General features: G+C 43.4%; 11 protein-coding genes. 1 reads left to right on the plus strand and 10 read right to left on the minus strand.

Translation table 11 applies throughout. From position 1 onward, the window contains the following. Window positions 1–4 precede the first annotated feature (4 nt). From KKC46_14800 to KKC46_14810, 3 genes are all read right to left on the minus strand, one after another. Window positions 5–784, minus strand: a complete 780-nt coding sequence (locus KKC46_14800; protein ID MBU1055076.1) for a 4Fe-4S dicluster domain-containing protein — start codon at window positions 782–784, stop codon at window positions 5–7. A 13-nt stretch (window positions 785–797) separates the two neighbouring features. Further along, window positions 798–2,942, minus strand: a complete 2,145-nt coding sequence (locus KKC46_14805; GenBank protein MBU1055077.1) for a molybdopterin-dependent oxidoreductase — start codon at window positions 2,940–2,942, stop codon at window positions 798–800. Window positions 2,943–3,083: 141 nt separating this feature from the next. Then, entirely contained in the window at window positions 3,084–3,677 is a 594-nt protein-coding gene (locus KKC46_14810) for a cytochrome c family protein (GenBank protein ID MBU1055078.1), read from the minus strand. A 458-nt stretch (window positions 3,678–4,135) separates the two neighbouring features. On the opposite strand from KKC46_14810, the gene KKC46_14815 reads away from it, so the two are divergent. Continuing rightward, a complete protein-coding gene (locus KKC46_14815; protein ID MBU1055079.1) occupies window positions 4,136–4,750 on the plus strand; it encodes a YkgJ family cysteine cluster protein in 615 nt (204 codons plus the stop codon). Between the two features lie 27 nt (window positions 4,751–4,777). Here KKC46_14815 and KKC46_14820 read toward each other — a convergent pair whose 3' ends face one another. The 7 genes from KKC46_14820 to KKC46_14850 all read right to left on the minus strand — a co-directional run bounded on the left by KKC46_14820 (window position 4,778) and on the right by KKC46_14850 (window position 12,075). Further along, window positions 4,778–5,986: an NADH:flavin oxidoreductase gene (locus KKC46_14820; protein MBU1055080.1), complete on the minus strand. Its 1,209-nt coding sequence runs from the start codon at window positions 5,984–5,986 to the stop codon at window positions 4,778–4,780. Window positions 5,987–6,016: 30 nt separating this feature from the next. Next, window positions 6,017–6,241, minus strand: coding sequence for a hypothetical protein (locus KKC46_14825; protein ID MBU1055081.1), 225 nt, complete (start codon window positions 6,239–6,241; stop codon window positions 6,017–6,019). 61 nt (window positions 6,242–6,302) lie between these two features. Beyond that, a complete protein-coding gene (locus KKC46_14830; GenBank protein ID MBU1055082.1) occupies window positions 6,303–7,856 on the minus strand; it encodes a hypothetical protein in 1,554 nt (517 codons plus the stop codon). Between the two features lie 214 nt (window positions 7,857–8,070). After that, window positions 8,071–8,883: a dioxygenase gene (locus tag KKC46_14835; protein MBU1055083.1), complete on the minus strand. Its 813-nt coding sequence runs from the start codon at window positions 8,881–8,883 to the stop codon at window positions 8,071–8,073. Continuing rightward, window positions 8,883–10,391 carry a diguanylate cyclase gene (locus KKC46_14840; protein MBU1055084.1) on the minus strand — a complete coding sequence of 503 codons (1,509 nt, stop codon included), beginning with the start codon at window positions 10,389–10,391 and terminating at the stop codon, window positions 8,883–8,885. The genes KKC46_14835 and KKC46_14840 overlap by 1 nt, the downstream gene beginning before the upstream one ends. Beyond that, complete coding sequence (locus KKC46_14845; protein ID MBU1055085.1) at window positions 10,388–11,443, minus strand: uroporphyrinogen decarboxylase family protein; 1,056 nt, start codon at window positions 11,441–11,443, stop codon at window positions 10,388–10,390. The genes KKC46_14840 and KKC46_14845 overlap by 4 nt, the downstream gene beginning before the upstream one ends. Beyond that, a complete protein-coding gene (locus KKC46_14850; GenBank protein MBU1055086.1) occupies window positions 11,443–12,075 on the minus strand; it encodes a cobalamin-dependent protein in 633 nt (210 codons plus the stop codon). Before KKC46_14850 ends, KKC46_14845 begins: the two co-directional genes overlap by 1 nt. Window positions 12,076–12,591 lie beyond the last annotated feature (516 nt).

The following is a 12,591-nucleotide window of genomic DNA, read 5'->3' on the forward strand; positions in this document are numbered from 1 at the left end:
TCAATTAATTCTTTTCATTATTAAGATAATTATCGCCTGCATCTCTAACCCATTTTTTGCTTGAAAGATAATATATTTTAGGATTTGTCTGAAGTCTTTCAAGGAGCCTGAAAGCGTTTTTATTTTTCTTAAGTTTATAAACTGCATGACCGGTATTATTAAGATCCCCAAATGTAATGGCACCGGCAGGGCATGCCTGCGTACAAGCCGTCTGGTATTCGCTTTCTGCTACTTCATTGCGGCCTTCATAATATGCTTTGTCTTTTGCAAGCTGATACCTGTGGAAACAAAAGCTGCATTTTTCGACAACACCTCTCATGCGCACCGAAACATTAGGGCTTAAGTATTTTTCCATGCCTTTAGGCCAGATCGGGTCCCACCAGTTAAAATATCTTGCGTGATAAGGACATGCAGCCATGCAGTATCGGCATCCGAAACATCTTGTATAAATCTGGCTTACAATTCCGGTTTCCATGTTGTAATCGGTTGCTGTTGCAGGACAAACGGAAACACAGGGCGAATGGCCGTGGTCTCCTTTTCCTCCGCAATGCTGGCAGGGTCTTGGAAGATAACAGATCTGGGTATCAGGAAATGATTTGCCGTTTGTGAGCCTGTAAACTCTCATCCAGGTAATGCTGTCAAGCTTCTTGGATTCATCTTTCTTGAATGACACATTATTTTCAGCCATACAGGCAACCATGCATGACCCGCAACCGGTACATTTATCCAGATCAATTGCCATCCCATATTTTTTAGCGTCTTTACTGCTTTTATCTTCTTTCATCCAAACCTCATTCTCAAACAGCTTTGCTCAGAGCAGCCCTTATACCCCAGGCTGCATCAAGGCCGGAAGCCGGATCTTTTTGTGTCCCGATCAGTTCATTAACATTAATTCCCTTGCCGGCAAGATAATTGTCATATGCACTATGGCCAAGTCCTCTCGGCATAGCTATAAGACCGGGCATTATTCCTTCAAACAGATGAATTTTTACTCTTGCCTTTGCTTTGGAAGTTTCGATTATTGCATAGCTTCCTTCTGTAAGTCCCAAAGCTTTCGCAGTTAGAGGATTTACTTCCACAAGTACATCATTTCCAAGAAGAACTGTATCTTCCACTGTTTTTACGGTAAAAGGCGGATCACCTATATAGCCGTTTGCAATTCTGATAGAATCATAGGGTATAAGAATAAACGGGTATTTATCCGGATCGGCCCCGGCATCAGGATAAGTAAATAAACTGTTAATATCTGAAAATCCTGCTGTAAAATCAAATTTTTTTGAAGCTGTTTTTAAGGTCAAAAGTTCAGCTATTCTGTCTTCCCAGAATCCTTGTTCAGAAAGTACTTCCCATTTATCGCCAAGTGCTTCTTCTATAAATGAATCATAATTTTTCCACTTAAAAGAATCTGCAACAGGCGACCCTATTTTCTTTGCTATCTGAATTATAACATCGCCAGTATGTTTTGTATTAAACGAAGGATCTACAACAGGTACGCAAAGGCTGACAACTGGTTTTGGAAGCAATGCTGCATGAACATCTTCATAGCGCTCAAGGTAGATATGGTTAGGTAAAATTAAATCCGAATTCATTGCCGTTTCATCCATAAATGATGAAAAACTAACAATATAAGGAATTTTGGCAAAAGCTTTCTTTACAGAATTGGTATCAGGCAGTGAGTAAAGCGGGTTTGATTCATAAACAAAAAGCGCTTCAGCGCTATATTTTCCTGAGTTAACGTCATCAGTAAAACGGTTGGCAAAGTTTGTTTCGTAATCGGCCATACCCGGCAGTGAAAAATATCTGCGACCGGAAACAGTAAAAACGCCCCCTTTTTTGTTTATGTTTCCAACAAGCGCATTTAATGCCTGCACCGCCATAACTTCACCTAAAAATCCCTGTTCTTTACCCTGTCCTTTTCCACAGACTGCTAAAGGTTTTGCAGCACCGGCAAAATCATTGGCAAGAGTTTCAATTGTTTCTTTTTTAATGCCTGTTATCTTTTCCACCTTGTCAGGTGAATAAAAAGCCTGAACAAATGCGGCAAACTTTGCAAATCCTGAAGCATTGCTTTTTACAAAATTAACATTAAAAAGTGTTTTTGAGATAATTACATTTGCAAGCCCCAGGGCCAAAGCGTATTCGGTTCCCGGATTAATCGGAATCCACTTATTTGATTTTGCAGCAGTATTTGAAAGACGCGGTTCAATTTGTATAATCTTTCCACCGGCTTCACGTAAAATGCTGTTTGCCCGCATCATGCGAACAGGCGATCCCCAGCCTTCAATAAGACCGCTTCCGAAACTTAAGATAAAATCGGAATTTTCAATATCAAAGGCAAGCTGTGCTTTTTGTCCTGAAGAACGAAAAGCTGCAAGTTCATAAGCATCGGAAACAGATGGCATCCGCATGAAATTGGAAGACCCGTATACCGAAAGAAATTTTTTAAAAAGCGCTGGCACTGTACCCTTATCAGTACCGGAAATACAGGCAACAGAGTTCGATTCCTTGTTGTTTCTTAATGCCTTAAGTTTTTGAGAAACTTCTGAAATAGCTTCTTCCCAGGATATTGCGATCCATTTTCCTGATCCTCTTTCACCGTCTCTTTTAAGTGGAGACTCTATACGTGTGGGACCATAGAGAAGTTGCAATCCCGAAAGTCCTAAAAGACAAATTCCCCCGTCATTAACGGGATGCCCTTCTATTCCTTCTATTTTAACAGCTCTGCCATTAATCTTTCTGACGGAAATTCCACATCCGCCAGTGCAAAGAGTGCATGCAGAATTAACATAAGTTGCTTCACCATCAGGTGGCACAGGAGTCCAGGGCCATGTCTGCGTCCATATTGCACTGTCATCCATAAGCTTTAATGGCAATGGTGAAAGCGCAATACCTGCCGCACCGCCTATTCCAAGCGACAAGAAAGATCTTCTGTCTATTTTCATAAGTTTTTCCTTAAGCAGGACGGTTTCATAAGAGCTTCATATGCAAGGCTCGTGAATCTTGAGGAATGAAGAGTACTTATTCGTACGCTGCAATGACGAAAGATGAAACGAAACGCAGCAGAGGGAGCTCTTATGAAACCGTCACTTATGGCACACAAAGCACGCCTCCTTATCTGTCTGAATGCTTGATCTTCTGCCGGTTTCTTTTTCATGGCATTTTGCGCAATCATCCATCTTCATTCTATCCCACGAATTTTCCTTGGTTCCGGCAATGTTCTTTCCCCAGATATCACGGCTGTAGCCGGTTATTCTGTTTTGTTCATATGGTTTTAAACTGGTTGATCCTCCAATGCCCCCGTGGCAGATGGCGCACTCCATTTTTGCCTTTTTAACATGGGCTGCATGGGAGAAGAAAACACAGTCGGGCTGTTTTGAATAAATCAGCCACGGAACTTCTTTTTCCTCTAAAACATATTCTTCAACAAATATTTTCTCATCAGGACTGTCACCCTGTACTTCCTGATGGCAATCAGCGCACTGCGCAAGTTTTGGAACTCCTGCAAAACTTCCGTCTTCCCTAAAGATATGGCAACTTTCACAACCGTTATCAACCTGTTCGTTATGAATAGCATGATTAAAATCCACTGGTTGCGTTTTCTTTGAATAAAGAAGTTTTGGGAAAACCACCCATCCTATTAAAAGACCTGCAACAAGACCGATTATGGAAAAAAGCATTATAGACCCTTGTGAAAATTTTCTTTGGCCCTTTTTACCCACTTTTATACCTCTCCGTTGTCAGCATTAGTATAAACCTCTTTAGTTTTCTCAAACGATTCACTCATTATTGTTTCGGCATGCTAATGTTTATTGTGCAAGAATAAATATTAAAAACAGATAGTTACTAAATAACCCCCGATTATAGAATAATGGTAATCGATATTTAAAATTCGCATTAATATAGAGTTTGCCTACTCTTTGTGGTTATTCTTGTCAAGAAATTTTCAGATTCCTGCCATAAGCAAATTGCAGAATAAATATAACTTATCGGTAATTTAATATGCTTTGTCATTTTCTATTCGTTCTTTGTTAGTTTATAAAATATTTATTGATTTCTTTTTAAATACAGGTATTATCCCGCCTCCGATATCAGTGTGATACATATAATAATATAAATCAGTGTAAAGGAAATTGATTTGGGCGGAAACGAAACCTTTAATCTTAATTCTGAAATCCTAAGGACATATCGTAGCATAGATCGAAACATTAAACGCATCCAGCGTGCAACTTCTCTGTCTTGCCCCAAAGGATGCGGGCTTTGTTGCAAAACCCAAAAGATCGAAGCAACTATTCTCGAAATGCTTCCGCTTGCAGAAGCTATTTTTGAAAATAAAGAAGAAGAAACAATTTTGCTTAGATCAGAAAATCTTATTGAAGAAAACGATTTTTCCTGTGCATTATTTTCACAGGATGCCAACATTCCGGTAAATGGACACTGTACTTACTATTACTTCAGACCACTCTTATGCAGGCTTTTCGGATTTGCAGCACGCAAAAACCGTTATGGCGATCTGGAGTTTTGTACTTGCAGGCATATCAAAGAAAGTTATCCTGAGAACGTTCGCAGAGTCGGTATAGGCATTTCAGCAGGAATGAATATTCCGGTATACCAGGAAAGCTTTATGCGAATAGCTGCATTAAACCCTGGGATTGGTTTTAAGAGACTCCCAATTAACATAGCCATCAAAGAAGCTTTGGAATATATTTACTGGAGAAGGCCGAAAAGATTCAAGATGGCTAAAGCCTCTTGATATTTATAGATAACGGGAAGTAAAATTTTAACAAACAAACTCATCCTTATGACATTGAATAGGAGCCGTGTCTGTAGCAACAAAACAGATATTGCAATTATCACATTTTGCAGATTCGCTTTCATTTTTCATAAACTTGTTTGCAAGATCGGGTTCTAAGAGTAACGGCCTTGCAAGGGATACAAAATCGGTTTTACCTTCACGAATGGCGGATTCCATGAATGCCTTGCTTCGCATACCGCCTACTGTAATTACCGGCAAAGATACGGCCTGTTTAACCCTGGCTGCCGTTTCCAGATTGTATCCTTCCTTAAATGGGGGTTGAATAAGTTTATTAAACGGTGCTATCACATAACGAATGAAACCTTTCGCGATTTTTCCCAACTTACAATATGGCCGCAAGTACTTTAAAATTCCTTCTGTGGGAAAGTATCCCCTTGCCATATAAAAACTGTCTTCATCACTGCCTGCGCTGATTTCAATAGCATCGCAACAGCCGGTTTTTTCAACCATCCTGGCATATTCAACACATTCAGCCGGTTTGATACCGTCATGCCACCGCTCAAAACTGTTGAGTTTTATTAAAACCGGATAGTCCTTACCAACCTCTTCGCGCACGGCCTTAAGTGTTTTCGCCACAATTCTGAATCGGTTTTCTTTACTTCCGCCCCACTTATCTTTTCTTTTATTAGAACGCCGGGTAAGAAAAGTGGAAAGCAGGTAGCCGTGTGCGCCATGGATTTGCACGCCATCGTATCCCGCTTTTTGAACGCGTTTGGCAGCTGATGCAAATCGACTGATGATTTCTATTATTTCTTTTTGCGAGAGTTCTCTGGGGACCTCTTTGAAAAAAGTATTCGGAATTGAAGAAGGAGCAAGCAACGCACATTCCCCTGTTGCTTCCGAGAGAGTTTGCCTTCCGCAATGAGCGATCTGGCAGACGATTTTTCCGCCCAAATTATGAAGTTTTTCAACCATTTTTTGATGTGCGGGGATGAGTTCATCATCATCAATCATGGTCATATGATAAAGTGAGCTTTTGCCATTTTGCATGATTCCGGCATAGCCCGTAATTATCATGCCGATCCCGCCCTCCACAAAGGCGCGATAAAAATTAAATTGTTCTTCAGTAGGTGCCCCGCGCCTGTCAGCCAGACCCTCATGGGAAGCCGTGCGAATTATCCTGTTATTAAGTTTAAGCTTCCCTATCATTTTCTGCGAAAACAATTCAGACATGATTCCCTCCTTTATTTTCCCAATTTGATTTTACTGCACTATTTTGCCTCGATCCAGTTCCAGTACATGTGTGATGGCATTTGGCAATTCTTCTGTATGATGAGTTACATACAGAAGACTAACCGGTGTCTGCCGGCATAAAGAATCCAATAATTTAATAACCCGTGTCCAATGTGATACATCCAGGCCCTGACATGGTTCATCCAGGATCAATAACTGTGGTTGTTTGACAAATGCCCTTGCTATCAAGGCCAACCGTTGTTCGCCAATAGCTTGTGAATAGAAGTTTATAGCTCATAAATATCTCCAATTTATATCATTCGGTTTTCTCCGGCATCTTTTGTATGAGAATATGCCAGTTAGGGCGGTGCCAGCTTATCCGAAAATGTTCAAGTGTGGATTCTACGGCACGTTGTTCCTTCTCAATGCCGTCAAGAAAGAGCACAAAGTCAGTCTGGGCGTCTTTGGTTCCATATTGCTCGTCGAATTGGCGCACCATTTCGTTTGGTGTGCTCACCTTTCTCCCCATTATCTCGGATATGGGAAATCTGATTCCTTTTATCCCGAGCCCAGGCTCGTAGGCCTTGTACACCAATTCCGAACAGACCAGAGAAGCATCGGTTTCGAAGTCAAAGTTAAAGTCATAAGGCCGTCCGCTATAGTGAAACGCACGCAGTATAGCCGCGGCTTTTTCGGGTTTCATAAGTATAGGCCTGAGCACAACTATGGAATCGGCAGCTCCTGAATACTCAAGTGAAGTAAATGATACTCCCTCAGATATTGCCTCCAGAACGCAGGGTGCGTGCCCGCTCTCCTGCGGGGTCGTACTGATTTTATAGGCATTGGGATAGCGTTGGCTTAGAAGTATTTCCAGATCGCCGTTGGTGACCCCCTCACTTTTTACCCATGCTATCGTTTCCGGGTCGGATAAAAAAGAACGTCGCTCCTCCGGCGTGCCCACGTATAGGGCTGCGTGGGTCCAAAAACCAGGAAGCCCCATGTTGGACAGATACCATTCGTGCCGTTCAAAAATGATATCTCCGGGAAGGAGCCGCTTTCTCATTGATTCTATTTGCTCGCCGGATATAAGGTGTATCCCTTTGCGAAGCACTTTAGTATCCCCCATCCATTCTGAGACGTTCTTTTGAACAGGTAACCAGGCCACAAATGTGGCCTTCTGCACTATTGCCACGGCATTCTTTATGGTTAGGATATAGCCGGTTCCTTTACCCATCTTCCAGATGTAGTTGCTGTCTTCTTCAATAATAGTGCGAAGTTCCGGTGATGCACTATCTGCTGCATACTTTTTGCCGATGATCTGGAGTGCAGAAAATTCCGTTGCAATAGCAGCATTAAGGAAGCGAAGTTTGAAGCAGCCAAAACTACCGGCTTCGATGCCAAGCTCAGGGACAGCCTCATCAAGTATTGTATTTAAGCTGGAGTTCTTGTCTGACAACTCAATAAATTCCAAAGCATATCTGTAGCCGGCCAGGAAGGTGGCGTGGTTCAGAGTAAAAGAGGTATTACGCCGATATTTATCCGGGAACAAATTAAATTCTTTCCACTTACTTCGGATCGTATCCAAAGCAGCCAGACTGTCCAGCACGGAACTCCAGGTGTTCCAGATAGCCAGCTTATCCTGCCGTGTTAAAAGATAGCTCTTTTTAATATTATTTTGGTTGAATAGGTCAGGCCGGGAGCGGGTAAAATCAGCAGCCCTTTGAAGACCGGCACGGGCGATCATAAAAGCATGGCTGGAAGCTAAGATGCGCTTCTGAAAATTTTCATCAGCAGAGGCATCAGCGCGAAACTCTGTGTTAGTGAAGATAAGCACTGCAAAGACAAGAATTAACCCAACAATCCGTTTCATATATTCCTCTTAAAAACATCAATAAGTTTATCTTGGGCAAAGATTGCCTTGTTTGTATGCTTTAGAGCCACTTTCAGAACGTTTCAGTTTGGTCAAGCTCAAGGCGGGAGAGAATTTCAACCACATGAATACATTGAGTATTTAGAGGATTGAAATTTGAGCCCAACGCTTAAGATCGGCAAAAATGGGGCGTTTTGAAACTGGCTCTTTTTTCTCACCATAAAAACGCAACTCCACGCTTGCCCAGGATGTAGTCATCAAATATTGTTGAAGCCGGTTTGTTCGCCATACCAAGACACACATGGAGTGGCAATAAATGTTCTTCTCGGGGGTGACAGTATCGCGCCGAAGGGGCTTTCTGCCACTCAATCAGAAATTGTTCACGCTCAGACTGGGATATCGGGCCGGCACATACCTCAATCAGCCAATTTTGGAAGGCTTCATTGGCAGGATCTGGCGTATTAATTCCTTGCAAAGAAAAGGCTTTCATGTTGTGGAATGAAAACCCGGATCCAATCACAAGGATATTCTCATACATCAATTCCCGCAACGCTTTGCCGAGAGCTATATGTGCCGTCGGATTAAGACCGCTCAATAGCGAAAGTTGCAGCGAAGTAATATCAGCTTGAGGATACATCAGTTTCAGTGGTATGAATAAGCCGTGGTCAAATCCCCGCTGAGGATCTATACTAGCCGGTATATTGTTTTTGATCAGCAGGCTGGCTATCCTATTCGCAAGATCGGGACTTCCAGGGGCTGGATAATTGATTTCATAAGCTTCATCAGGAAAACCATAATAATCGTAAAACATGGGAGGAGTATGTGCGCCTAACAATGTTGCTATGCTTTCTTCCCAATGGGCACTGATGACGAGGATAGCATCCGGTTTCTTAAGCTTCGAAGGAAGCTGGAGCATAAAACTTATCATCGCTTTGTGGCCGGCATCTCCGAGAATTGGCAAGGGTCCGCCTCCGTGGGAGAAATAGACAATTTGGGCTTGATTTCGAGAATTATTTTGATTCGACATTAAAACCTTTCTGCTAAATCATTTTTAAGTTGTTTCACCGCAGTGCGGTTTCTCCCGGTTGACTTGGCCGCATAAAGCGCCTGGTCCGCTGACATAAGCAGTGATTGCGCAGATAAATGGGAAGTATGCACACAGCAGGCCACACCCAGGCTTAACGTAATCCATGGACTGATCTGCGAATTGGCATGGGGGATGCCCTGCTTTTCGATCGAGTGCCGAATGTTTTCTGCCAGTTGGAAAGCCCCCTCTTCCGGCGTATCCGGCAGCACAAGCACGAACTCTTCACCTCCGTAGCGCGCAACCAAATCACCGGGCCGCTTGCAATTGGAGGAAAGCTCTGTAGCTACCTTACGCAAACAATCATCACCCGCTTGATGGCCGTAAGTGTCGTTATACAGCTTAAAATAATCCACATCACACATAATAACTGACAGAGGTTGCCGTTCCCGCGCCATGCGCTTCCATTCCTGCTCAATACACTGATCGAACCTGCGGCGGTTTGCTATGCCGGTTAGTCCGTCTATTTCAGAAAGGTCTTTGATCTCCTGGTAGTATCTGGCGTTCTCTAAGGCCATCCCACAGACATCCATCAAGCCTGAAGATAGGATCAGGTATCTGTCTATGTATTCCGGAAATTGCAGGCCATCCAGTTCAAACCTGCCCATCAATCTTCCGTTTGCAGAAATCGGCAAAACAAAGCCCTTTTCGCGGCGGATGACCGCATCTGTGGCAGGAGAAATATCTGGCTCCTCTTTTTTATATGTAATGGTACGGGGTGCAAAAAGCATATTGAACATATCGGTAATCTGACTGACCACCTCATCTTCATTTTTGACTTTGGTGATTGTCCTTAAAAGGTCAAAGGCCATGGCATAATAAGACAGCTCTTTCTGTTTCTCATCAAGCAGGCTCAGATGTTCGTTACTGAATAGTTTAACCTGTCTTTGAATGACGACATTGGCAACAAAAAGGTCAATAAAGCCAAGTCCTACCGTTAGGGCTTCATACGGTCTATCAACAAAATCCGAAAATTCCTGAAGGTTGCGGTATGCCGCATCATCCACCCCCGTATCGAGCATCAGGATTTCCTTGGCTGACTCGGCAAAGTAGCTTTGAGCCGTAGGCCGGTCAAATCCCCATGCATTGACAAACTGCCTCCATGATGACAACCACCCCGGAGTTACCAGGTGCCGTCCTTCGCTGACATACTTATCCACCAGGTCCGGATTGGCAATCATGTGAAAACAATTGCGCATGCCATGGATGTGAAATGGTTTATAGTCCGGAAGTTCAGGTTCGGTGACGCAGAGGCTTCCAAGAACATCTACCGCAGCATAGTCCATCGGCCCCAACAGAATGTTTTTCATCTTGTCCAGTTCTACCGGCGGTCTTCCGCATGTTCCGGGAAAAAATACAATTTGAACATGAGGGTATTTCTCGGACACCTTAAGTTTTTCGATCTCCTGTCGAAAAATGCTGCAACACAGAATAGCATGCTTGCCGCTCATACCGTTTCTCCTGGGACAATCGGATAGCGGCCATAGGTTTCAACAGCCTCTGACAGGGCCATCAGCACATCTTCATGTACTTGCCAAGGTATCTCGCCATGATTGTCCGACAGGATAAACCCCCCTCCTGGGCCTGCCTTTGTAATGGCCTTTTTTACAGCTGACTCCGTCTGTGCTGTATCCCAGCGCGCCATTTCTATGCCATTTAGATTTCCAATAACGGCCAGCCTTCCCCTGCATTTGTTTTTGATGTCCTCCAGGTCCTCCAGTTCGCTGACTCCTATGGCAGTCGTCCCGGTGAGGGCAAGGTCTTCGGCAATAGGCAGGCATCGCCCTGAAGCCATATGGGTGGCTGTTGGTCCTTTGATGCGGGAGATTGTGCTCTTTGCGATGGCAAATCCGGTTTTAAGGTAAAGCTCCCGGGGTACATTGGTCGGGGAGGACAACGGATCGAAATAACAAATGGCCGTCGCACCTGCCCCAAGTTGTGCATTTGCCCATTCGACGCAGAATTCCTGGTTTAATTTCATTAGCTGCTCGAACAGTCGGGGTTGTTCATAGATCAGATCGATATAGGAGAAAAACCCCATTTGCATCACAGGCAGGGAAAAAGGAGACATTACAACCCCGATGATCGGGGCCTCCTCACCGATATCTTCTTTTATCATTTGGGTGGCCTTGAGCACCTTTATCAGACAGGGGATGTCTTTAACGCGAGGCAGTGTCAATCGTGTAATGTCATCGGGTTTCCTTATAAAAGGTGCGCCTGCATTCGGAGGGCCATCATCTACATAAATAACATTTCCACCCCAGGCCTCGAATTCCACTGCGGCATAAAAAAAGCTGTAGAGACAATCATGCCGGTATTTCTTCCTCATCAGAAGCTGTCCTAAGGCAACAGATTCGGCTTTTGAGAAATACTCTTGAATCGACACGCCAAGTTCCATTGCCCCGTGCATGGTCAACAGGAGGAAAAAAGGGACACGATCAGGTTCCTTGTGTCCCAAAGTGGTAAGAACCCGCTGCAATGAGGTCATCGAGGGGGCAGCCATCATGCGATTTCTCCATATATAGATTGAACGATCTTGATTGCGTCAGATGCCGTATATCCGACAGCGTCGGCCCCAACCTGGCGCCAAAGGTGAGGGTCAAGCCTGAACGGAGCGCCGCCGACCACTATCTTCACCGTGTATCCATTTTTATCGAGCTGTTCTCTGATATCCTTTACATGCAGCGCCGAAGGAAACATTAATACGGAAATAAGGATAACATCAAGGCCGTCATCCATTATCTTTTTAACAAGACCTTCAACGCCGAGCCTTCCATAGTCCAGCAGATCAAACCCGCAGGCACGAAGCGCTGAATACACAATACGCTTGCCGAGGGCATGATAGTCGTTGAGCGTGGTTATTGCCATTTTGGTCGCAATATTTTTCTTCCTGTCTTCTTTTGGCAGCAGAGTATCAACCAGTTCTTCACAAATCCTTCCGCTCATATAAACCTGTGCGAGAGCATAATGCCCTGCTTCCCAGCCCTTTCCAATATTTTCAAGCGCGCTTACAATTACCGTTTCGACAAGCTGCTCTGCAGTCGTATTGGTCGTTGCTTCAGCCAGTAGCCGTCTGGCCTTAATAACATCTATCGACAATAAAGCTGCCTGAAACTCACTCAATATTTCTGTCATTGCCTCTCCATGACCGATGTGCTCCGAACTCTCAAACCTCGCGGTTAGCGAAGTTTTGTTTGTAAATTAAGGTTTTAACGATTAAGCATTATAACCTAAAATATAGGTTTTGTCATGTTTTTATGACTATTTAAGGAATAAAGATGGCAAAGAGATTGATTTTTGTGTCACAACTGATAATACTCCTTCATTAATGATAGAAGTAAAATGGAATGATGAAAATCTGAGTTCAAATTTTGAGATTTTTAAAAAATATTTTCCGCGGATAAAAATGATACAGGTGACAAAGGAACTGAAAAGGGAAAAAACATTTCCAAATGGCGCTGAAATCAGGATTGCACATAAATGGCTTTCCGGGTTAAACCTGAGCTGAAGTCAGCAATTCTCGGTGAAGTTAAGAAGATGCATAATATTACCACCCAGAACAAATCTTGAATTTATTTTTCGCAATCAGTAACGGAATATTTAAAATCCGGGCATTTTCGCAAAAAACCATAACATATTGATAATTAACAA

The organism is Pseudomonadota bacterium (assembly GCA_018817425.1).
GTDB lineage: Bacteria > Desulfobacterota > Desulfobacteria > Desulfobacterales > RPRI01 > RPRI01.

What these genes read in the sequence shown, in the direction of transcription:
- KKC46_14850 (MBU1055086.1), bottom strand. Translation starts at nt 12,075, where the DNA reads ATGACAGAAATATTGAGTGAGTTTCAGGCAGCTTTATTGTCGATAGAT.
- KKC46_14835 (MBU1055083.1), bottom strand. Translation starts at nt 8,883, where the DNA reads ATGTCGAATCAAAATAATTCTCGAAATCAAGCCCAAATTGTCTATTTC.
- KKC46_14805 (MBU1055077.1), bottom strand. Translation starts at nt 2,942, where the DNA reads ATGAAAATAGACAGAAGATCTTTCTTGTCGCTTGGAATAGGCGGTGCG.
- KKC46_14810 (MBU1055078.1), bottom strand. Translation starts at nt 3,677, where the DNA reads ATGCTTTTTTCCATAATCGGTCTTGTTGCAGGTCTTTTAATAGGATGG.
- KKC46_14820 (MBU1055080.1), bottom strand. Translation starts at nt 5,986, where the DNA reads ATGTCTGAATTGTTTTCGCAGAAAATGATAGGGAAGCTTAAACTTAAT.
- KKC46_14800 (MBU1055076.1), bottom strand. Translation starts at nt 784, where the DNA reads ATGAAAGAAGATAAAAGCAGTAAAGACGCTAAAAAATATGGGATGGCA.
- KKC46_14830 (MBU1055082.1), bottom strand. Translation starts at nt 7,856, where the DNA reads ATGAAACGGATTGTTGGGTTAATTCTTGTCTTTGCAGTGCTTATCTTC.
- KKC46_14845 (MBU1055085.1), bottom strand. Translation starts at nt 11,443, where the DNA reads ATGGCTGCCCCCTCGATGACCTCATTGCAGCGGGTTCTTACCACTTTG.
- KKC46_14840 (MBU1055084.1), bottom strand. Translation starts at nt 10,391, where the DNA reads ATGAGCGGCAAGCATGCTATTCTGTGTTGCAGCATTTTTCGACAGGAG.